Raw genomic sequence first — 22893 nt, forward strand, 5'->3', positions numbered from 1 at the left:
TCGGAATAAAGGGGAGAATGGTAGTAGGTAGTATCAGAATCAAATATGGTCTGAAAAGATTGAATAATAGGAGAATCAAGATGAACGAAACAAGACCTTTTGTCCCTTGGAATATGATGAATGATTTTATGATTGATGTATTTATGAAATACGGTGTGCCGAAAGAAGATGCAGAGATCTGTGCGGATGTGCTTTTGGAGAGTGACAGAAGAGGCATCGAAAGCCACGGCTGCAACCGATTCAAACCAATCTATCTGGATCGCATCAAGAATGGTACATTGCTTCCTGTAACCAAAATGGATATCGTCAAAGAAACAGAGACCACGGTTGTCATGGATGCAAACAACGGAATGGGCATGGTGGCAAGCTATCATATGATGCAAAAGCTGATTGAAAAAGCAAAGAAATACGGAATGGCAGGCGGAACCATTTTCAATTCTACACATTACGGGATTGCGGGTTACTGGACCACTATGGCGCAAAAAGCCGGTATGATTGGCATATCCGGAACCAATGCCAGACCGTCGGTAGCACCGACATTTGGTGTGGAGCCGATGATGGGAACCAATCCATTGACCTTTACGATGCCGACGGACGAGGAATTCCCGTTCAATTTCGACTGTGCAACCAGCATTGTACAAAATGGCAAGATTGAATATTATGAGCGTTCCGGCAAAGAGACTCCGGCCGGACTGGTTGTGACCAAAGACGGTGGCACGATGACCGATTCCGGCCAGATTTTAAAAGACATGCGTGCCGGTGATTGTGCACTGCTGTCTATTGGTGGACTGGGTGAAGCGACCGGTGGATATAAGGGATATGGATTTACCACAATTGTCGAAATCCTTTCCGCAGCACTTGCAGGCGGACCGTTTATGAAAGACTTAAGCGGTGTCGATGCAAACGGAAATAAGCAGATGTATCATTTGGGACATTTCTTCTTTGTAATCAATCCGGAATTCTTTATGGGACTGGATACTTTTGAACAGACAGCAGGCAATATCCTGCGTGGCCTGCGCAATTCGCGCAAGGCACCGGGGGAAGAGCGCATTTATACAGCCGGTGAAAAAGAATGGATTGCATGGAATGAACGCAAGGACAAAGGGGTTCCGGTAGGCGAAAGCATCCAGAAAGAATTGATTGCATTGCGCGATGAATTCGGCTTGGATTATCGATTCCCATTTGAATAAAAGAAAATCTGGATTCCTATAGCTAATGTTGCGATTGAATTTTTGTGTTGAAAAAGGAGAACTGTTAAAATGCTTGATTACATAGCGGAAAATAGAAATGTGATGCTATTGTTTTTGGCATTCGCTCTTGTAGTGGGATTCGTAACCGCTGTATTCATTATTAATCAAATCAAAAGAGAATTACTTGAAGAAGTATTGGTAAAACTGAAATTAGAGGATATTGATTTGAAAATTACGGAATTTGATGATCAAATTGTGGTTAAAAGTCGGCAGACATTAAACAATTATACGGATTTGAAATATTTAAAAGATCATGATGCTTTAGATAAAGTTGTCGCAAAATCTCAAGAAAGAAAACAAATTCGTATGATTTTATCATCCTTTCTTAAAGGAAACGTATATGAGAAAGTGCGGTATTATTCTTATGTAGAAGAACAGCTGGAATATTATTTAAAAAGATCAAATGGTTATAGAGTAAAACTTGTTTATATTACTCCTGCAGGAAATAATCTGGGGGAGAGAGTTATTCACCTGACAGAAAAAAGAATAAATGAAATCGTGGCACATCCGGAATACTTGATGTCAAAGAGCGAATATAATAAACTCATTAAACAACAGGGAAAACTCGAATTGGAGGCAACCAAGGGGTTATATTATAATCGGATTAATGAGTTGATTGATTTTGCTAATCAGGAAAAACCATTATTAATTGTCAAGTCAAAAACAAAAGATGTGGATGAATTAATTCAGAGTTTGTTTGATAGAACAATAAATAGCATTCAAAAAGTTAAATCGATTGAAAGCGACGAGTGGAAAGTATTGGATAATTATATATCCACTATTGATTCTCAGGTCCATCAAATTATTGCGAATGATAAAAAGATAAGTGAATATTATGCGTCTGAAGATTTCGCAAAGATAAAAGAAACATGTAGATTATTAACGGAATCACAAAAGGAATTTAACGAATATATTAATGAAAAAGCCAAGGCATTTGAGAGTCTTTTTGGCACACGAGTTGTTCGTAATGAAACGCAAATTGAAGATGTAAATAATTATATCAGACCATATCAAAAAAGCATTACGCCATTCACTGCTGAAGTTTCATCGACGGTGTTTGGTAGTGCAGAAAATAATCCAATTGAATATGTTATAAAATATTTTTATTCGAATAAAAGTCAATACAAAAATCAAATTGATAAATTAAGAATCCTACTTGAAGAATTGGAAACCTTGAAGGAAGCTAAAATTATTATTGATAATTACAAGGCGGACTATAATCAATATATTCAGAATGTTCCGACGTATGTTATTGAAAATGATGAAAATGGATTTTATTCACGATTGGGATTGGCTGTTATTGATGAAGCAATATTGAATGTTGAATACAGATTTACATACACAAGCAATGGAGGAATGGCACAACGTTCTTTTTCAATTCCGATGACCGAGGACAATATCGTAGAATTAATACATCAGTTAGAAAACAAACTGACCAAGGCACAAGTGGCAAAAGAGCAAAGAGCATTAATGACCACAAAGCTAAGGAACTATATCAAACAGAGAGATAAGTTTACATGTTGTCAGTGTGGAAATTCAGTGAATGAAGAACCTAATTTATTACTTGAAATTGATCATATAATTCCTGTTTCAAAAGGTGGATTAACAATAGAAGATAATCTACAAACATTATGTTGGAAATGCAATCGAAGCAAAGGCGCAAAGATATTGTTAGATGACGAACTTTAAGATATTAAGGATTCAGGAATCGGATTTTTTGAATCATCGCATCTGTGGAAAGGTTATAATGTAAAATGATGGATATTCGAATTGCAACAAAAGAAGATATCGACGATTTGATGTGCATACGCCTGGAAATGCTAAAAGTGGTTAATCAACTGTCTGAAAAGGATAACTTTTTAGAAGAACTGGTGGAAAACAGTCGTGATTATTTTCTAAACGGAAGTCAGACAACTGTGCTTGCATATGACAATGGGAAACAAATTGGCTGTGCCTCGATAAGCTATATCCGGGTTATGCCGACTTTTTCACATCCGACAGGAATGAGGGCGCATCTGATGAATGTCTATACCAGAAAAGAATATCGTCGACATGGTATTGCACGACAAATGGTCAGTATGCTTATGGAAGAATCATGGGAAAGAGGCGTGTCAGAGATTAGTCTCGATACTACGGAAAAAGGAAGAAAATTTTATGAAAGTCTGGGATTTCAGGCTTCTTCTGAATGTATGGTATTAACCAGAAAAGTGTGATTGGAGAAACGTTTTATGATAAAAACAGTATTAAAAATTGACGGAATGATGTGCGGCATGTGTGAGGCACATATCAATGAGGTGATTCGAAAAATAGTTGCAGATGCGAAGAAAGTAAAGAGTTCCCATATGAAGGGGGAGAGTTCTTTTCTATCTGCTCAGGAGCCGGATTTTGAACAATTACAAGCAGCCATTGCAGAGACGGGATATACGCTGCAGTCGTTTCAGACAGAACCGTATACAAAGAAATTTTTAGGATTGTTCTAAAATCCATAAGGGGAAGACAGAAAATGCAAACAGAAATTGTAGTTATTACCGACAATCGTTCAAATGAATACTTGACCGGAGAATGGGGATTTTGCCTGCTTGTTAAATATCAGGACAAGAAAATCCTTGTGGATGCAGGTTCATCCGATTTGTTTTTGCGTAATATGAAAGAATTGGGTGAGCGTGTCGAGGATGTCGATTATGCGGTCTTAAGTCATGCACATTATGATCATGCAAACGGTTTCCCAGCTTTTTTGGAACAAAATAAAAAGGCAAAACTCTATGTGAATGATACGGTGGCGGCTAATTGTTACAAGAAAATCTATTTCCTGAAAAAATATATCGGAATACCGCGCAAAATGCTTGAAAAATATCCGGACCGAATCGAAAAGGTATCCGGAAATTATAAGATCAGCGAAGGCATCTATCTGATTCCGCATACGACATGTGGCCTTTCGAAAATCGGGAAACAGGAAATGATGTATCGTCGAACGAAGAAGGGATGGATGCCGGATGATTTTTCGCATGAACAAAGTCTGGTGTTGGATACCGAGAAAGGCTTGCTGATTATCAATTCCTGTTCGCACGGTGGTGTTGTGAATATCATCAATGAAGTCAGGGAAGCTTTTCCGGACAAAAAAATCTATGGCTATATCGGTGGATTTCATTTGTTTAACAAGAGCAATGAGGCAATCGGGGAAGTCGCTGAGATGATCAGTCAAACTTCGGTTGATTACATATGCACCGGACATTGCACCGGAGGAAGGGCATATGGCATTTTAAAAGAGAAACTTGGAGACAAAATCGAGCAGCTGCAGGTTGGAATGCGGATTCATCTGTCCTAAAATTTCAGATAGATTAAGCACGGGAAGCATATGTTGCGTTTTTGCTAATATTGACATATGTCAAAAACAAGAGTATGCTAAAACTGACATATGTCAGAAAGGATAAGACATGCCTAAGCGTACGAAATGCAGAAAAATATCAGGGCTTCCGGGACAGTTTGGATTTGTCCCATCGGATCAAATGGGTGAAGATGCGATTCAGTTGACATTTGATGAATTTGAAACCATACGATTGTTAGATGCGAAAGGGCTGACACAGGAACAGTGCGCAAATAATATGGGTGTTGCCAGAACAACGGTGACGGCAATGTATGACAGCGCACGCAAAAAAGTAGCCCAAATGCTCGTGGAAGGTAGAAGCCTTATCATTTCCGGCGGGAATGTAAAATTTCATTTCTCCCAAAGTGATAATTATTTGGGAAATTTAAAGGAAAAAGGAGAACACGAGATGAGAGTAGCGGTAACATATGACAACGGTGAGATTTTTCAACATTTTGGGCATACAGAACAATTTAAAGTGTATGATATCGAAAATGGTGAAATCGTACATGAAGAAATTGTAGATACAAATGGCCAGGGACACGGAGCACTTGCCGGTTTCTTGTTTGGAGGAAATGTTGATACATTAATTTGCGGTGGAATCGGCGGCGGTGCACAAGTTGCATTAAAAGAGGCCGGGATTACTCTTTTTGGCGGAGTTTCCGGAAACGCAGATGCAGCAGTGAAGGCATTGCTTGACGGCAACCTGAACTATAATCCTGATGTGCAATGCAATCATCATGATCATCATCATGAAGATAATCATCACTGCGGCGGACATTGCGGACAATAAAAAAACGAGAAAAACGATGTATACATATTTGTTTAAGAATGATTCCGTAAGAACGACTCCTGTGGAGATTCGTGCTGCGCTTACGGAAATGTATAACCAGATTATGCTATATGGAAATACCATTGTATTATCTTATAATCAGGTGACGGATTCCCGCGCCTTTCTTTCCGGAATTTACAGCGATGATTCTTATGAGGCAATCATGAATTTGATTCGACACGGCAAGATTAAGATGAATCGGTATTTCTCCGCCAAAACGCCATCTGAATATATGCAAAATGCAATCGCGCAATATCTGAATCATGATAATCCCGGTTCGTTTCAATTCTCAGGACTTCCGATTGAAACCAAAGAATCCCAACTTGAAGAAAATAAAATGCGTCTAATGGATGTGGCCGATGCCTTGCGCTGCAGCGATCCATGGCTGCTGATGAAAAAGAGCAAGCAATATGCTGCAAAAGGAGATGAGCGGGAAGCAAAGCGCTATCGCATGTTTGAACATTATGTGCAGATGATTCTTTTGTTTAGCATGAAAGAAGATGCTTATATCGCGGAAAAGAATCCGGAAGAAATGGGGAGAACGAATCGCTCCCTGTTGGATTTTTTGTTGCTTTTATTAAAAGATTTCGAGACAGAAAAATGTGAATTTACTGCAGTGTCGGCGAGAAATAGGCTGGAAGCATGTAAGTTAATTCGAGATTATATAAAGCAAAATCAGAGAACTCCAAAAATTCTGTGTGGAAGAAGCAATTGGTATCACCATTTGAGAAACTTATGGGATGGAGCTGCAGATGAAAATAAAGTAAATTGCCGGAAGGCGATTGCTTTTGCAGAAGCAATAATTGACATTTGCTATAATTTTACGATTGAAGAGAGCATCTCAATTGTATTGGATCATGATATTGAAGCTGAACTTCTTGAGGCGATGCATACGGAATTGGAACTATATTGGCAGGATATTGCTTCGGGAGCACATATTCCTTTCTGCAATGAGGAAAGATATGTAAAAGCAATGGAGCAATCTTTTTTGGATGCCATCGAAAAGACGGATGTATTTCGGGATTTTCGAAAGGCAGATATTGTGATTTCCGATAATATTCATCAGAAGAAACAGACAAGGAAACATAAAAAGGAATTGCATTATGAAGTCCTTGAAGGCGAGCATTCAGAGAATATGAGACGCCAGCAGAAAAGATGGATTGGTGGTATCCTTAAGGGAATTTTCTGGAATATCGGAATTGCAGTTTTTTATATAGTTGTATTTGTTTTGATCAATAAGATGATGGGATTGGCGCAGAGCTTGTTTGAAGATATGTTTCAAAGATTTGCCCAGCTGTCCATAGAAATTGTTTCTATTATCGTATTTGGAATTGTGAATTCCGTGATTGCCGGTTGCACGCATGTGCCGGATATTTTGGATTCAATTAAAAGAATTGCTTGCTCGATTCGGGATCTGCATTATATTTTGCAGGCCAAGCGGGCCACAAAGAAATGTGAAGGGTAGATTATGGAAAAAGTGCAAGAGCAGAGTGGATACGAAAACACTCCCGAATGGCGTGGATATTGTAAATTAATGGAGGAACGGCCGAAGTCTTTTCGAGGAGGCGGTTATCCGAAAATTGTCACAGATGTGAGAGTGGTGGATCGGTTTGTGCGTGAAAATCATGTGAAAATCGGTTTGATTTATCAAAGTCCCTACAATACATTTCTGGTGGATTTGGTGGAAGAGAAAGATGGATTTCTTCATACCTATGACAGGCTTTTGGCAACTGTCGGGGAAGGTGCGGTGGTAACCGTTCCGATTTTTGAACATCAATTTGTCCTGATTCGTCAGTTTCGTCATTCGGTTCAGGATTATGTGTGGGCATTTCCGCGCGGATTTGGAGAGAAAGATATTTCACCGGAGGAAAATGTGGCAAAGGAATTGTCTGAAGAAATTGGCGCACGACAGGTGTCCAAGGTGCAAAAAATCGGAACCATCGCGCCGGATACAGGTATCCTAGGAGTCTATGTAGATGCATATGTATGTGAAGTATCAAATGTAGAATTAAGAAAAAATTATGAAGGGATCGAAGAAGTGATGCTCGTATCTGAGGAGCAGCTGCAGCGGATGATACAAGAACAAAAACTGGTAGACGGATATACCCTCGCCGGTTTTGCAATGTACCAACAAAAAAAATAACCCATCGAATTTCGAAATATGATTGACTCTCAACCAGGTTTATACTGTATATTCCCGGTGAAAGGAGAGTATCATATGCATTGCAGAAAAGAAATTTATTCTACAATTAACAATTCTTTTGGGAAAGATCCGCTTCGCGAGGTCCTTCCCTATCATACACAAAATCGCATGGAGGATATCAAACGATATCATCATGCGATTTTGAAATCAGAAAAAAGTGATTGCATTTCCTATGTGGATGAATGCACATGGAATGATTTGGAAATGGATCAGATTTTTTCGCGTATCAATCATACCCATAGTACAATTGGAGAGCAGATGTTGTATCATCAACTTCATCGACTTCTAATATCAAAGAAAGATGAGAAGTCTGCAAAAGCCTTTGAAAACAGGTTAAGCACATATAAAAATAATCCTGATTTAAGAATCAAAACAGAGGCCGTGCTTCATAGGATTGGGAAAAGCAGGGAAGATTGTTTCCTATTTGAATTTCTTTCGGAGACATCTGCATGGAAGTTGGGAAATCCCATTGTTTATCATTTGCTGCAGATTCTTTTGGCTGGATTTGGAATGCTTTCTATTTTAACCGGTGCATATTGGGCTATGGGCGCCTTGATTACGGTTGCTTTGGTGAATTTGGCGGTTTATGTTTGTACAAAGCAACGATATGAGGTTTATCTGCAGGGAATGATGGATTTTCTCCGGATTTACAGTGGCGCAGAAAAAATGAAAAAGCATTTTGAAAAAGAATCTCTGAAGGTGGGAGAGGATGTGACAGATGCGCTGCAACAGTTGAAGAAATTATCGGGTTTGTTAGGTCGTCTTGCGGGACAAAAACAATCCTATGCTTCCGGAGATTTGGTCGGAATCTTATATGAATACATCTTTGGTGTGACATTGATTGATTTGACCATCTTTTGTTATATGAAGCGTATCCTCAGCGAAAAAAGAGAGGCTGTGTATCAAATTTTAAATTTCATAGGGACCACGGATGCAGAGATTGCGGTGGCATCATTTCGCGAAAGTCTGCCCTATTGGTGTGAACCGGAATTCGCAGAAGACGGAATTGAAATCAGGCAAATCATACATCCGCTTTTAGAAAATGCAATTCCAAACGATTGGGCGCCCGGCCGCTGTGCCATCATCACAGGATCAAATGCCTCCGGCAAATCGACTTTTATGAAGAGCCTTGCAATCAATTGCATATTGGCGCAGACCATTCATACCTGTACAGCCAAATACATGAGAATTCGCCCTTATCAGGTCCGCACCTGTATGGCTTTGCGAGATGACATTCGTACAGGAGAAAGTTATTATTATCGGGAAGCCAAGTGCCTGGAATCCATGATTTCATGCTCTGATGATGCCAATATGCTCTTGGTGATCGATGAGATGTTAAAAGGAACCAATTCGAGAGAGCGGATTGCTGCGTCAAAAGCGATGCTTGAATATTTGGAATCGCAAAATGCACAGGTGGTTGTGGCAACACATGACCTGGAACTGACAAATGTAAGCGGATATGAGAATTATCACTTTAGCAGTGAGATTAAAAATGATAATATAGTATTCGATTATAAGATCCACAAAGGGATTAATGCCAAATCAAATGCCATTGCATTATTGGATTTGCTTGGGTATCCGGAAACAATCATCAGACGGGCAAAGGAGTATGCAGATGAGAATTAGTGAGGTTGCGGAGCGAACAGGGCTTAGCATTAGTAATATCCGGTTTTATGAGAAAAAGGGATTGATCGGACCGCAAAGAGAAAAGGAAAGCAATTACAGAAATTACACAGACGAAGATGTTATGCGTCTGAAAAGGATTATCCTGTACCGCAAAATGGATCTTCCTGTGGAGACAATCGGTAGAATTTTGATTGAAGAAGAGGATGCAAATCATGTGTTAAAAGATCACCTTCAGGTGCTTTTGGATAAGCAGCAAATGATTCAAAATTCAGTGGACTTGTGCAATAAAGTAATCGAAGACCAAATCGATGGGGTTTTGGATGTAGAGTATTATCTAAACTATGTGAAAGAAGAAGAGGAAAAAGGCAATTTCTTTGCCATGATTGATGATGTGGTAGAGGAGTTTGCAGCATTTACAAATTTTGATCGATTCGTTGGTTCTACAGCCATGGGATGGCGCTTTTTTACAAATCCGGTATTGAACCGGATCATTAATGTGATATGGTTTTTGCTTTTTATTTCGATTCCGATTATCGGAATCATCGATGATTGTTTGGATGAGAACGGATTTCGTGTTCAATCGTTAGTGCTATGGATTATTTGGATTTTGGTTTTTGGGTTATCCTTTTTGCGCTTTCATCGGAAATCCAAATTCTAATTTTTGATTCACTGAGGAACTTTGTTGACAATAGAGTTTTTGTAATAGTATACTACTCGCTGTATGGGTGTGACCAGAAGCGGAAATATTCGTAGGATTGCGTGTACTTTCGTCTTCGGAGCCAATGAAAAGGGAATGAAGTGAGAATCTTCAGCAGTGCCGCTACTGTGATGAGAAAGTAAGAATGGATTGGCCTGATTATTTTACTTGTGACGCTTTCTCCAGCCAGATACCTGCCTGTATAGTACTACAAAACTTTTTTCGTGACCAAAGAAAGTGAGGAAAATTATGAAGAAAAAACTACTCTCGATGATCATGGCAGCTGTCATGATCTCTACTTTTGTTGCCGGTTGTGGCAAAAACACAACAAGTAACAAAGACACATCAGCCGTTTCAACAGAGGCTTCACAGACTGTGGAAACACAGGCATTACCGACACAGGATCGCGCGGGAAATGATATTGTACTCCCAAGCGAAGTGAATGCAATCGTATCTATGGCACCTTCCATTACCAGAACTTTAATTGATCTTGGTTTGTCAGACAAAATCGTAGCCTGCGACACAAATTCCGCAGCAAGCTATGGCACTGAATTAACAGCTGATATTCCACAGTTTGATATGATGACACCTGATCAGGAACAGATTATTGCTTTAAAGGCAGATCTTGTTTTGACCTCGGGCATGAGCGCAGCACATGGCGATGATGTATTTGCTTCCGTAAAGGAATCCGGCGTATGTGTATGCGATTTTCCAAGCAGCGCAAGCCTTGCGGATATTCAGGAAGATATTAAATTTATCGGAACCATCACAGGCCTTTCAGACAAGGCCAATGCCATTGTAGAGCAGATGCAGGCTTCGATGGATGAACTTGCCAAAATCGCAGCAACCATCCCTGAAGAGGAGAAAAAGACAGTTCTCTTTGAATTGTTTACACCTTCTGCAGACACACCGACCATCTACACCTGTGGCGCAAACACTTATATTACAGAGATGATTGGTCTCATCGGTGCAACCAATGTCGCAGAAAAAGAAGCTGACCAGTGGCCTGCATTGACAGAAGAGGCTGCAGTGGCAATGAATCCTGATGTGATTCTGACAGCAGATATGTATACCCCTGATGTCATCAATGTATTATTGAAAATGAGCGGATGGGAAAATGTCACAGCAATTAAGAACAGCGCAGTATATCAGTTGAATTCGGATGAAGTCAACCAGCCGAATCATCATGTCATCAGCGCAATGATTGCTATGGCAAAAGCAATTTATCCGGATTATTATAAAGATGTAGTCGATCCTTTCAGCACAGATAAAGCAGAGGAAAAAGAAGCAGCGTGAAACAGAAAACTCATCGGGCAAAAATCATAATTAGTTGCATTTTATCAGTCATAATTGTGATATTGTGCATGAGTATCGGAAGTGTATCGGTTCCGGTAAAGGAAGGCGTGACAATTGTCTTCCACAAAATTACCGGAACTGCAATTCCGGATTCCGTGAATCCGTCCCTGATATCCATTTTGTGGGAGATTCGCATGCCAAGGACTCTGTGCGCTTTTTTCGTGGGAGCGGCATTGTCTGCAAGCGGCGCAGTGATGCAGTCCGTTTTGCAAAATCCATTGGCATCCTCCTATACGATGGGTGTTTCTGCCGGCGCAACACTTGGTGTGGCCATTTTGATTGTAAGCGGCATAGCCAATACCGCTTTGGGTATGTTTACACTCCCGGTGGTGGGCTTCCTGGCAGGATTTTTGACCGTGATTTTTGTAATCGGCGTGGCAGCAAAAATCGATCATAATATGCAAAACCATACCATCATTATGTTTGGTATGGTCTTTTCTTTATTTGTGAATGCAATTTTGACTTTGATCAGTTCTCTTGCCAGTGACCATGTGCAAAGGCTGATTCTCTGGCAGATGGGCTCTTTCTCCGGACGGAGATGGATTCATGCCGGAATTGTCTGTGTCTGTGTCATCGTCGGAGGCATCATATTAATGTTATGGCACAGGGAACTGGATATCATGACCTTTGGAGATGAGCAGGCCATGAGTCTTGGCGTTGATACCAAAAAATCTAAGGTGATACTTCTGGTGATTGCGTCGTTTCTAACCGGAGCGGCGGTCTGCTTTTCTGGAATTATCGGATTTGTGGATTTAACGGTTCCGCATGCGGTCAGACGGCTTTTCGGTTCGAAACACAAATATGTACTTCCGATGTCCATGGTAATCGGCGGTGCCTTTCTGGCCTTGGCGGATATGATTTCGAGAACGATTCTTGCGCCGCGGGAAATTCCGGTTGGTGCCGTGACTGCACTTGTTGGCGTACCGTTTTTTGTATGGGTATATTTTCATGATTCTAAAAAGTAAAGATTTAGTATGCGGATATAGCAAAAAGCCACATATCAATCCTGTTATCAAAAATATAGAATTTCAAATCGAGCAGGGAAGCAAAGTTGCAATCCTCGGGGCAAACGGATGTGGTAAGACCACACTGTTAAGAGCCATAGGAGGAATCCTGCCTTATGAAGGCAGTCTGCTCCTGGATGGAGAAGAAGTGCGCTCCTATAAGCGCCGCAAAATCGCAGAGAAGCTTGCTGTTATGACGCAGCTCTCGCAACTGTATTTTTCCTATACGGTGGAGGAGACCGTCATGCTCGGTCGTTATCTTCATACCAATCATATTTTTGGAAATCCGGATGACAGGGACAAAGATGTGGTGGAAAAGTGTCTCAGAAGAAACGGATTGCTTGAAATACGCGGAAAACAAATCGATGAATTATCCGGAGGACAGCGCCAGCGTGTATTTCTTGCACGCACCATGGCGCAGGAGACACCGATTCTGCTTCTGGATGAACCGACCAACCATCTGGATTTGCGCTATCAGGCGGAATTGATGGAATATCTGCTTGACTGGTGCAAAGAAGATCCGGCGCACACACTGATAGGGGTGTTTCATGATATCAATATGGCGCTGTCAGTCTGTGATCAATTTCTGGTGATGAAAGACGGACAGATTATATCTGCCGGTTCAAAGGATGTTGTCCTTTCCGGAGAAATTTTGAAAGAGGCATATGAAATGGATGTGGAATCCTATATGCAAAAACAGTTGTCATTTTGGTCCTAGATTCCTTTTTGATAAATGTAAAGGTATTACGAAAATAATCGAACAAATACTGTTTTGATGTTAAATTTTGTAAAAAGAGCAAAAAATAATAAGATAAGTGATACAATAAATATTAGAATTAGAATAAAAGGAAAATACTTTACCAAATAAAGTAAACGCAACTTAAAGGAGTTATTATGGAAAGTGGCAATTCAATGGAAAGATTAGAGGGCGGAGTCGGTAAGTTTGTTGCTGAAGCCGGTATAGAAATAAACGATTATGTCCCTTTGTTTGACATATCCGCTTATCCAAAAGAACAGCAGGAGATTATTGCCGAGTGCAACAAAAGAATTGATGAGGCCAACAGCAAATATCGTATCGCAAAAATCAGAGAGGATATGTTTGCAAAAGGCTTAAAATCCGGCATGTTTTATTGCACGTTTGACAGGGATGAAAATCTGCTGAGTTTTGAATTTAATGATGAAACCAGACAGATGCTTGGGTATAGTGGACTTGAAGACCTGCCGAATGAATTTGACAGTTGGGTAAAGACGTTGATTCCCGAAGAACGGGACGGAATCGTGAAGCTGTTTTGGGAATCTGTGAAATGTCATCGCAATCTGCCGGAAATCACACATGCTACATATCGTATGCAGAAGAAGGACGGCAATATCATCTGGGTTACCGGTGCGGGAAGATTTATCAGACGCCCTGATGACGGTTCCCTTGAGATTTATATGGGATGTTATTTGGATGTCACAGCACAGCAGGAACTCGAGGAACATGTTAAAATCATTGAAGCAATCGGTAAGGTATTTAATTTCTCACTGTTCATTGATGCGAAGGATATGACTTATCGCATGATCAGTACCAATGAATATGTGGAGTCGGTAGAAAAAGCCCCTGATGCAATCGCATTCATGAAAAAAATAGTCGATGAAACCGTTGCAGAAAGTTTTCGTGACAGATTGAATGAATGGCTGGATAAAGATAGTATTCTTGCAGCCGTTGAGGAACACGGATCCTCCACGATGGAATTTTATAGTGCAAGCGCCAATCGTTGGTACAATGGCATCTTTATGGTGGGAGATCGAAACGAAGACGGAAGTCTTTCTCACCTTGTATATGGTTGCATGGATATCACAGATTCCAAACTGCAGAATCTTGCACAGCAGAAAATGATATCCGATTATGAAACGGCGATTTATGTGGACTCTCTTTCGAAAGTGCGCAACCGCAAATTCCTGGATGAAAAGCTGATTTTTGAGCCTTGCAAGGCGGTTGTCATGTGCGACATTGACTTGTTTAAAGCAGTTAATGATACCGCAGGTCACAGGGGTGGAGACGAAGCGATTGCAAAAGTCGCCAGAGTGCTGGAAGAGTTGGTACGAAAAGAAGATATGGTCATTCGTTACGGCGGTGATGAATTCATGTTGGTTTTTTTTCATATCAATAAGAAGAGTCTTGAGAAAAAGCTGGCGCAGTTGAAAGCGGCAGTAAAAGAAGTCACCGTGGACGGGTATCCGGAAGTACGAATTAGCATGAGCTTTGGCGGAGCCTATGGAACGGAGCTTGTAAATAATCTGATTGCGACTGCGGATAAGGCGCTATATGAATCGAAAAAGACGCGGGATACCTATACAATCATTTCAATATAGATTTACAGTCTTATTTCATTAGTGCTTTGCTGTGGGCATAGTCTTAATCGTTATTGATCTGATTGCTTCGATAGTAGAACAGGTTAGAATAAGGAATACGATTCTTTCGGACAGTGATAATCCTGATTTTCAGGCATTTCAGGATGCTTTATCAAAAGAAGGTGACTGTGTAGAGAATATAAAAGGCTTCGTAGAGGCGAAAATCGAGTCAGCTAAAGATAATAATGATTTTACAAATGACGATGAATAAAAAACAGGGCGGAAATCTCCGGCCCTGTTTTTTTATGAGTTTTGAGCTTCGGATTCTTTGATATGGTCTTTCAAAACTTTATTTATATATGCACTAAATGTTCGGTCGTCTTGCTCAGCAAGTTGTTTGATTATCTCGATGGTATCTTCATCTAATGAGACGGATACTTTTACTTTGTACGGTTTTTCTTTCATACTTTATACCCTTTCTTGCTACCACATTCATTGTAATATAATTCATTTATGATATAATGAAGTAGTAAAAAGTAGGATAAAGTAGTAAGACTGGAGGCTATAAAATAATGCCAATAGAGTTAAGTGTTATTAAATGTCCAGAATGTGGCGCTGAGATATCTTTCGTTGAAAATAGAGATGTATTCGTTTGCTCATATTGTGGTGCGAAAATTTTGACTACAAACGAAATGGAAAAAATTCATATGCATCAATTCTTCTTTTTTTAGATGTTACTTGGGGTGTTTATGCAATGGTATCACCAAACCGTAGAAATGAAAAACAGGATAGTTATAAGTATGAGAATGATGAAAAATATGAGGGGGCTAAAGTTCCTAATTCAGTCGGCAATTTAGAACATTACAATTATAGTGAAATGGAATCGATATTGAAAAAAGCAGGCTTTCAAAATATTATAAGCATTAATATGCATGACATAACATTAGTTGATTTGTTTAATAGGCAAGGAATGATTGAATCGGTGGAAGTCAACGGAAGAACTCTTCGTAAGGGAGTAGTGTATGAGCCTGATGTGTTAATTACAATAAATTATCATGGAAAATGATGAAAGGAACATTCTTATATGGGTATTATTAAAGCATTTAGTGGAGCTGTGTCAGGGAGTTTTTCGGATCAGTGGAGAGATATAATAACGGTTGAACCTTTTACGGAAACTGAAGTAATAAAGCTTGGAACATTTATTAATCAAAATAATGGAAGAGGTAGTAATACAAATTCATCAGAAGGTGTGATAACGAATGGGTCAAAAATATTTGTTCCAGAGAATACATTGGCTATTATTTTTGATAGTAGTGGAATTGAAGGTATTATTACAGAGCCTGGCGAATTTGAATATCATAATGGTGAAAAGAGTTTATTAAGTAATGATGGATTCATGGAATCTATCGTTAGATCAATCAATAGTAGATTTGATTTTGGTGGACAGCCATCTTCTTATAAAAAAATTCTTTTTATGAATTTACGTGAAATAAGAAATATAAAATTTGGCACAAGAGGACCACTATTGTATCATGACCTTTTCTATGATGTTGACCTTGAAATAATAGCGCATGGCACTTTTTCAATTCAGATAATCAAACCTGCGACTTTTATACAGAATTTTTTGCCACCCAATTGCGAATATTATGATTTATCAAATGTTGAAGCGTCTGAGATTATTCGTGCAGAGCTAATACAATCATTAGGTGCTTCATTAAATCGTTTGTCAAAAAAAATTAGAACCTCCGATTTACCGAGCCATATCAGTGACATTACGAAGACGATTAATGAGGATGCTCTTAATGTAGGCGCATGGAAAGAAAAATATGGATTTGAATTATCTTCGATTTACATCAATAATATACAGTTCTCAAGCGATTCAAGAGAATTGGTAAAGCAATTCTCTGCAAATAAAATGAATGTGGATGCATATGGAGCAACTTCAAAAAAAGCATCGGATATAGCATTTATGCAGAATGTCGGACAAGGTGTTAAAGCAAATGGATTAGGTGATGCGGCAGGATTTATGATGGGAATGAACCTGTTTGAAAATATGAAAAGTGATAAAGCAGAGGTAGCTTTTGATAACCAAGTTGAAATGGTAAAAAAACTTAAAGAACTATTGGATATTGGAGCAATCAGTGAGGCAGAATTTGATATCAAGAAAAGGGATATTTTAGGTTTGTAAGAAAGGAAAAATTATGAACAAAAGAGCTTTGGAGGATGAAGAAACTCAAAAGTACAAGATTGATAAGGAGAAACAAATTGGATCATCAAATATGGTTTCAACTGTTATTGGCATGATAATTAGTATTTTAGTATTTGGAACAATAATAATTATGGTGATGGCAATTGGGTGAAATGCATTATGAGAGTTGAAAATTTGAAATGTCCGTCTTGTGGTGCCATGATAACAGAAGAGTTGATAGGAACAAAAAAAGCGTATTGCTCGTATTGTGGGAGCCGGTTTGCTATTGATGATGAAGTTAAGAGAACTGAGAGTAATGAGAAAATAGAGAAAACAGTGAATGTTACCAAGACATTTATTGATAAGGCTGCTGTTATAAGGGAGGAACGGCTGAATAAAGAGTCTAAGCACTCATTATTGTTTTTTGCGGGATGTATAATACTTGTACTATTGGTCTGGTTTGGATTAGGGCTTTCTATAAAACATGAGGAAGTGAGTAGGGAAGGAAAAATATGTATAGGGAGATCTTCAGAAGATATTGTTGGTAAAAAGTATAAAGGGATTGTGTCTGAACTAGAAAAGATAGGATTTACAAATATAGAAGTTGTTGATATGGATGATGCATTTTGGTTTTGGGAATCAGATACGATTGACAAGATAACAATAGATGGGGATTCAACATTTGGAGAATACGAATACTTTGATCCGAGTGCAAGGGTTATAATATCGTACCATTGATTTTGCATTTGGCAATATTTGATATTTATAAGTCATTATTATTAATGAAATACTGTAGTTGTAAATATTTTTTATGTGGAAGGAGAAATGAAAATATGAAATGTCCGAACTGTGGGGTGGAAGCTGATAGCAAGTTTTGCCCAGAATGTGGTAACCCTATGAAAGTTGCTGAGCAAAAACCCGAAAAAAAGAAATGTCCAAACTGTGGTACAGAATCAGACTCAAGGTACTGTCCAGAGTGCGGCTCGCCGATGAATGAATCAGATAGTATACCGGTGTCTCCGATTATATCTCAAGAGTATATGTATAACACCCCACAGTACGCAGCTACGCAGAAAAAGAACAATGCCATAATTATAGCAGTAGTTGGTGCTGCAGTTATTATTATTGCAGTTATTAGTGTTATAATAGCCATGCATCTTGGAAATGGCGAAAAACGAGCAGACATAAAACAATCTGAAACGACAGAAGAATCATTGGCGGATGCAGCCAAAGATAAACAGGCGAAAAAAGATTCAACAAAAAAAGAAAAGTCCACCGAAGAAACGCAAAGTGCTGTCGTGCAAATTGATGAATCTGAATCGCCATCTAGTGAATCTGAAGATACCGGAGATGGGAATGAATATTATGATGTTGTAAGTACAGAGTACTATAAAACGGATTATTATACATATCGAGTGGACAAGGTTGTTGGAAAACAAGATGTATATATTAAAAATACTGCAATTGTATCTAAGGATAATAAGGTTATCGGAAAAATTTCAGATGATATTATACTTCAAAAGGGAAAAACGAATTGCTTCGTGTATGGTTTTGAAGGAGATATGGAGGGGGGAGATTATAAAATCCAATCTTCAGCCACTCCTATAGATGAATTATATAGAGACACTGGTGATATGGATGCGGTTGAGATGGTTGATTATAACCTGTCAGACGATAATCTTTATATTACATTTAGGCAGACAAAGGATAAGATTGCTAGCTTTGCAGGGTACAGGCTTCTTTTCTATGACGGGGATACATTGGTGAATTGTGAAGATGGTTACTTTAGGGTATATTGTGAAAATTTGAATGGAAAAGATACAACCGATGTAGCAAGTATTTGGGCATATAATTTAAAATTTGATAAGATAGAATACTATTACGAAGCAGAATGATAAAAAATGGTACGCAGAGGTCGAAATATTCTATAATGGGATTAATATGATTAAAACCAAAGAAGCGATTAAGGCATGTCCTTAATCGCTTCTTTCCTATAAAGTATATTGATACCGTATCTAGAACTAGCCTAATGTGACTGTCTACACTTAAAAATAAAAACGGAAAATTCGTTGATAAATCTAATTTAGATGGTATACTATCCATATAGATAGATTTATTAACGTGAAATCTGTTTTTAAATTTTGGAGGGCGGATAATGAAAATATTACGAATTGTGGCGGATGGGCTACCACTCTTTAGAGAAAAACTGGATATATGTTTTTATGCTAGGCAGAGAGTGTCCGAGGGGCAGCAAGACCTTCTATACCCAGTGTTTTCGAATATATACCTAAATTCTGCAAATGGTATTATTGGCATTAATGCTTCCGGCAAGACATCTGTGTTGAAGGTAATACTTTTAGCGCTTGGGATTCTTAATAACGAGCCAATTAACCACATTGAGACCAAAGATATTCTAGGAAATGCAGAGAAAGCTGTGTTAGATATTTACTTCTATTCAGCGACAGGTGGGGAGATATGCCGTCTGGAAACTACTATATCATCAAACAAAGCCAAGATGGAGGGTACTATTTATAGTATTATATCAGAACGGATTTGGTCGAAGCAGATAGACGAGATTACTACGCGAAAATCGTTACTCGATTTTGGTGATAGGGATCCTATAATGCAAAGAAGTGGGCAGGAGGATTTTTTGCCGGATGATGTCAGCATCATGATTGCTCGAAACAAGCGGACGGGCGAAAACTTGCGAGTGGTGAATTTGCTTAGATTCACCAACAACAATGTGCTCCCTCTTTCCGACAATATTCCACCGGAGGTTATAACTTATCTGGATCCGACGATTGAACGGTTACAGTTTGAGGAAAAAGAACAAAAGACAGTCATATCTCTTAAATTTAAAGGAAAAGAAGAGATTGTACTGAATAATCCGATTCAACTAAATAATTACTTATCCTCCGGTACAGTAAAGGGAATCATTACATTTACTCTGGCGCGGGAAGTATTGCAGACGGGCGGATATATGATTGTTGATGAGTTAGAAAATCACTTTAACAAGGAAATTGTAACCACGTTGATGCGATTTTTTATGGATAACAAGTTGAATAAGAATGGCGGTACATTGGTTTTTTCAACGCACTATCCGGAATTATTGGATGAGTACGACAGAAATGACAGTATCTATATTATTCGCAACAGAGACGGAATCACCGCGCAAAATTTGGCTACAATTCTGAATAGAAATGATATTAAAAAGAGTGATGCTTATCAGAGTGGACTTATGGATGGTACAACACCGAAGTATGAAGCGTATATCCGACTGAAAAAAAGCATAGCTGCGGCGATTGAATAGGAGGCAGGCCAATGGAGTTAGCGAAATATAAGGCTTGTATATGCGAGGGGGCAGCGGAAAATGCCATTATAGATATTCTTTTAGATAATGATTTGCTGATTTTTACCAGAGAAGAAATGTTGGAAGAAGAGGTCATTCGCTGTAGAGATGGTAAGCGCTTTGAAGAGAAATATTTGCGAAAAGGTTTTATGGATAAGATTTCTGTAATTCGAATTTTGGATTAGCGTCGCGAAAATTTTAAACTCAGCAAAGCATATGAGCACAAAGTTGATGTTATCAATGTAATTACTGCTCCGGAGATTGAAATGTTGATTATTCTCAATGAGGATAAGTATAAGGAGTTTAAAAAGTCAGGAAAGAAACCAAGTGATTATTGCAAGGAAGATTTAAGAATGTCCGGAGTAAAGTCTTACAAGTTTGTGAGAGAGTATTTTTCTAATGCTGACATATTGTTGGATGCTATTAAGAAATACCATGAAATATCCAAAATCCGCAAGGGGGAATATACTTTGATGGATTTGGTGAATACCTAAAAAAGAAGCGATTAAGACAAGGTTCTTAATCGCTTCTTTTTTTCACCGATCGAAACGAAGTGAAAAAAACGAAAGAATACACAGGAACATGTGGCTGATGCAATTGTAGAGTTTTGTAGAGTTTTGTCTATCTTTTTTTTGAATTGGCTAGGTGATAAGATAAAATCATCAAAGGAATGGCGTCGCACCGATGAAAGAAAGGAGAGCAGAATTATAAGCAATACTTATGAGATTCTTGAGGAATTCATTGATCGGCCGAGTATGATTTGATACGACGGATTTGATACGATTTGATACGAGCATAGGCATTTGACAATACTGTGAGAATTTACCACTAAGGTAAATTATAGATTGACGATTTGCAACAGAGGTGATATTATAAATTTACCTCAAAGGTAAATTTTGGGAAAGAGGTGAGGCATTGGAAATCTCGTACAAAAATAATAAGATCAAGAAAGTTTGTACGGATGCCAAAGTTTCAGATAGAACCTATGGGAATGAAATGTCAGAAAAGATTCAAATGAGAATAGGGGAAATCGAAGCTGCAGATACTGTGGAAGATATGATTAAGTTTCATATCGGTAGATGCCATCCACTAACGAATAATCGAAAGGGACAATATGCAGTTGATTTGGTTCATCCGTATAGACTAGTTTTTGAAAAACATGGTAATGAAATACAAGTAGCTCATATAATGGAAATAGTTGATTATCATTAGTGAATGTAAATGAATAGGAGGTAGCACTATGGTGAGAAGTCGCAGTTTTATTGCAACACCACCTGGAGCGACAATTAAGGAGCAGCTTAACGACAGAGAGATGAGTCAGAAAGAGTTTGCTGCGAGAATGGATATGTCTGAAAAGCATATAAGCAAGCTTATAAACGGTGAAGTACAGTTGACTCCGGAGGTGGCTGTAAGATTGGAAGTGGTACTGGGTGTACCAGCAAAGTTTTGGAATAACTTAGAAGCTATTTACAGAGAAAAGTTAATTAAAGTTAAAGCTGAAAATGCAATGGAGGCTGATGAGGCTTTAGCTAAACAACTTCCATACAATGAAATGGCAAAATTTGGATGGGTTCCAGAAGCTAGAGACTCTAAGGAAAAAGTAATAAATCTAAGAAAATATTTTGAAGTAGTAGAACTTTCATTATTAGAAAATACGCAGATAACTAGAATTGCATGTAGAAGATTGGCAGTAACTGAGAAAGGCGATTTTGCCCTTATGGCTTGGGCACAGAAGGCTAAGCTGGAGGCAAGAAATATTCAAACTGCACCAATTAATATAAAGGGATTGATAAATGCAATTCCTAAGATCAGAGAAATGACAGTTATGAAGCCAAAGGATTTTTGTCCAAAGATTAAATCGGTATTGGCGGATTGTGGAATAGCTCTTATATTTTTACCACATTTAAAAGGTTCCTTTTTACAGGGAGCGTCTTTTATGGATGGTGGAAAAATAGTAGTAGGATTAACTGCAAGAGGTAAAGATGCTGATAAGTTCTGGTTTAGTTTATTTCATGAGCTGGCTCATATTATTTTAGGTCATATAGGGCAAGTAAATGGTACAACAGAGGATGATGAGCTTGGGGCTGATGCATGGGCTAGAGATACATTAATTCCGATGGAAGTATTTGATGACTTTAGAGACAAAAGCAATTATTCTGCAACGAGTATATGTAAATTTGCCAAGCAACAAGGGATTGCTCCTGGAATTGTTGTTGGAAGATTACAGAACGAAGGATGCATTAAACATAGTATGTTGAATGATTTAAAAGAACACTATGAAATAGCTATTTAATAATGGGTTATGGGAAAGAAAATAGTAAAACCAAAAGAATTACGAGGCTTATTTTTACCATATCATACTATGGACCCTGCTCAGGCAATTGAAAGAATATTAGAAGCAAAAAATATGCTTGTCAATGAAGAAGCAGAGTTGAAACGTCAGTATGAAATATTTAGGAAAATACGCAAAGCGCAATAAATTATGCTGGCAGAATGATGCTGTTAAGGGTAAAGGATATCGCACAAGAGCAGAGCAAATGCCTCGTTTGAGAGAAAAGGCAAAAAAGGCAACATTATGTTAGATGAATGATTGGTGATAAAAAGGTGATTCTTCGGAATCACCTTTTTTATTGCGAAAAAACAGGGAAAAAGCGCAATTTAAAAAATGTTGACAAAAATTCGGGGGGGGG

25 protein-coding genes and 1 riboswitch are annotated in these 22893 nt (G+C 38.6%); of the genes, 24 read left to right on the forward strand and 1 reads right to left on the reverse strand.

Annotation, left to right across the window (positions count from 1 at the left end; all coding sequences use genetic code 11):
- Window positions 1-80: 80 nt before the first annotated feature.
- The 14 genes from CSX02_RS06440 (at window position 81) to CSX02_RS06505 (ending at window position 14687) form a co-directional block, all read left to right on the forward strand.
- Window positions 81-1190, forward strand: a complete 1110-nt coding sequence (locus CSX02_RS06440) for an Ldh family oxidoreductase (RefSeq protein ID WP_099386048.1) — start codon at window positions 81-83, stop codon at window positions 1188-1190.
- A gap of 69 nt (window positions 1191-1259) precedes the next feature.
- Window positions 1260-2939 (forward strand): HNH endonuclease, encoded by a 1680-nt coding sequence (locus CSX02_RS13890; RefSeq protein WP_099386049.1) that lies wholly within the window; start codon window positions 1260-1262, stop codon window positions 2937-2939.
- A gap of 68 nt (window positions 2940-3007) precedes the next feature.
- On the forward strand, window positions 3008-3463 hold the full coding sequence (locus CSX02_RS06450; RefSeq protein ID WP_099386070.1) for a GNAT family N-acetyltransferase: 456 nt from the start codon (window positions 3008-3010) through the stop codon (window positions 3461-3463).
- Window positions 3464-3478: 15 nt separating this feature from the next.
- Window positions 3479-3730 (forward strand): heavy-metal-associated domain-containing protein, encoded by a 252-nt coding sequence (locus CSX02_RS06455; RefSeq protein WP_099386050.1) that lies wholly within the window; start codon window positions 3479-3481, stop codon window positions 3728-3730.
- A 23-nt stretch (window positions 3731-3753) separates the two neighbouring features.
- Window positions 3754-4575, forward strand: coding sequence for an MBL fold metallo-hydrolase (locus CSX02_RS06460; protein WP_099386051.1), 822 nt, complete (start codon window positions 3754-3756; stop codon window positions 4573-4575).
- Window positions 4576-4684: 109 nt separating this feature from the next.
- Window positions 4685-5407, forward strand: a complete 723-nt coding sequence (locus CSX02_RS06465) for a DUF134 domain-containing protein (RefSeq protein WP_099386052.1) — start codon at window positions 4685-4687, stop codon at window positions 5405-5407.
- Between the two features lie 16 nt (window positions 5408-5423).
- A complete protein-coding gene (locus tag CSX02_RS06470) occupies window positions 5424-6911 on the forward strand; it encodes a hypothetical protein (protein WP_099386053.1) in 1488 nt (495 codons plus the stop codon).
- A 3-nt stretch (window positions 6912-6914) separates the two neighbouring features.
- The gene (locus CSX02_RS06475; RefSeq protein ID WP_099386054.1) at window positions 6915-7589 is read left to right on the forward strand and encodes an NUDIX hydrolase; all 675 of its coding nucleotides are present in this window, start codon (window positions 6915-6917) and stop codon (window positions 7587-7589) included.
- Between the two features lie 75 nt (window positions 7590-7664).
- On the forward strand, window positions 7665-9275 hold the full coding sequence (locus CSX02_RS06480) for a MutS-related protein (protein WP_189281385.1): 1611 nt from the start codon (window positions 7665-7667) through the stop codon (window positions 9273-9275).
- Window positions 9265-9933, forward strand: a complete 669-nt coding sequence (locus tag CSX02_RS06485) for a MerR family transcriptional regulator (protein WP_189281387.1) — start codon at window positions 9265-9267, stop codon at window positions 9931-9933. The genes CSX02_RS06480 and CSX02_RS06485 overlap by 11 nt, the downstream gene beginning before the upstream one ends.
- A gap of 83 nt (window positions 9934-10016) precedes the next feature.
- Window positions 10017-10188: riboswitch (cobalamin riboswitch) on the forward strand.
- Between the two features lie 33 nt (window positions 10189-10221).
- Complete coding sequence (locus CSX02_RS06490) at window positions 10222-11268, forward strand: ABC transporter substrate-binding protein (protein ID WP_099386057.1); 1047 nt, start codon at window positions 10222-10224, stop codon at window positions 11266-11268.
- 56 nt (window positions 11269-11324) lie between these two features.
- Window positions 11325-12293 (forward strand): FecCD family ABC transporter permease, encoded by a 969-nt coding sequence (locus CSX02_RS06495; protein ID WP_278278647.1) that lies wholly within the window; start codon window positions 11325-11327, stop codon window positions 12291-12293.
- On the forward strand, window positions 12277-13050 hold the full coding sequence (locus CSX02_RS06500; RefSeq protein ID WP_099386059.1) for an ABC transporter ATP-binding protein: 774 nt from the start codon (window positions 12277-12279) through the stop codon (window positions 13048-13050). Before CSX02_RS06495 ends, CSX02_RS06500 begins: the two co-directional genes overlap by 17 nt.
- A 194-nt stretch (window positions 13051-13244) precedes the next feature.
- Window positions 13245-14687, forward strand: a complete 1443-nt coding sequence (locus CSX02_RS06505; RefSeq protein WP_189281388.1) for a sensor domain-containing diguanylate cyclase — start codon at window positions 13245-13247, stop codon at window positions 14685-14687.
- 282 nt (window positions 14688-14969) lie between these two features.
- Here the strand turns inward: CSX02_RS06505 and CSX02_RS06515 are convergent, their stop codons facing one another.
- The gene (locus CSX02_RS06515) at window positions 14970-15131 is read right to left on the reverse strand and encodes a ribbon-helix-helix domain-containing protein (protein ID WP_099386062.1); all 162 of its coding nucleotides are present in this window, start codon (window positions 15129-15131) and stop codon (window positions 14970-14972) included.
- Between the two features lie 196 nt (window positions 15132-15327).
- Here CSX02_RS06515 and CSX02_RS06520 point away from each other — a divergent pair, with 196 nt between their 5' ends.
- The 10 genes from CSX02_RS06520 to CSX02_RS06560 all read left to right on the forward strand — a co-directional run bounded on the left by CSX02_RS06520 (window position 15328) and on the right by CSX02_RS06560 (window position 22682).
- A complete protein-coding gene (locus tag CSX02_RS06520; protein WP_189281390.1) occupies window positions 15328-15732 on the forward strand; it encodes a hypothetical protein in 405 nt (134 codons plus the stop codon).
- An 18-nt stretch (window positions 15733-15750) separates the two neighbouring features.
- On the forward strand, window positions 15751-16854 hold the full coding sequence (locus tag CSX02_RS06525) for an SPFH domain-containing protein (protein WP_099386064.1): 1104 nt from the start codon (window positions 15751-15753) through the stop codon (window positions 16852-16854).
- Window positions 16855-16867: 13 nt separating this feature from the next.
- Window positions 16868-17026, forward strand: coding sequence for a hypothetical protein (locus CSX02_RS13525; RefSeq protein WP_189281392.1), 159 nt, complete (start codon window positions 16868-16870; stop codon window positions 17024-17026).
- Between the two features lie 8 nt (window positions 17027-17034).
- Entirely contained in the window at window positions 17035-17592 is a 558-nt protein-coding gene (locus CSX02_RS06530; RefSeq protein ID WP_143248145.1) for a hypothetical protein, read from the forward strand.
- 95 nt (window positions 17593-17687) lie between these two features.
- Window positions 17688-18749, forward strand: coding sequence for a zinc ribbon domain-containing protein (locus CSX02_RS06535; protein ID WP_207653756.1), 1062 nt, complete (start codon window positions 17688-17690; stop codon window positions 18747-18749).
- A 260-nt stretch (window positions 18750-19009) separates the two neighbouring features.
- Window positions 19010-20164 (forward strand): AAA family ATPase, encoded by a 1155-nt coding sequence (locus tag CSX02_RS06540; protein ID WP_099386066.1) that lies wholly within the window; start codon window positions 19010-19012, stop codon window positions 20162-20164.
- Between the two features lie 11 nt (window positions 20165-20175).
- Window positions 20176-20388: a hypothetical protein gene (locus CSX02_RS14025; protein ID WP_330399467.1), complete on the forward strand. Its 213-nt coding sequence runs from the start codon at window positions 20176-20178 to the stop codon at window positions 20386-20388.
- Between the two features lie 811 nt (window positions 20389-21199).
- Complete coding sequence (locus tag CSX02_RS06550; RefSeq protein ID WP_408607277.1) at window positions 21200-21415, forward strand: type II toxin-antitoxin system RelE/ParE family toxin; 216 nt, start codon at window positions 21200-21202, stop codon at window positions 21413-21415.
- A gap of 28 nt (window positions 21416-21443) precedes the next feature.
- On the forward strand, window positions 21444-22496 hold the full coding sequence (locus CSX02_RS06555; protein ID WP_099386068.1) for a HigA family addiction module antitoxin: 1053 nt from the start codon (window positions 21444-21446) through the stop codon (window positions 22494-22496).
- A 9-nt stretch (window positions 22497-22505) separates the two neighbouring features.
- The gene (locus CSX02_RS06560; protein WP_242970429.1) at window positions 22506-22682 is read left to right on the forward strand and encodes a hypothetical protein; all 177 of its coding nucleotides are present in this window, start codon (window positions 22506-22508) and stop codon (window positions 22680-22682) included.
- Window positions 22683-22893: the final 211 nt, after the last annotated feature.

Source organism: Agathobacter ruminis (genome assembly GCF_002735305.1).
GTDB classification, from domain to species: domain Bacteria; phylum Bacillota; class Clostridia; order Lachnospirales; family Lachnospiraceae; genus Roseburia; species Roseburia ruminis.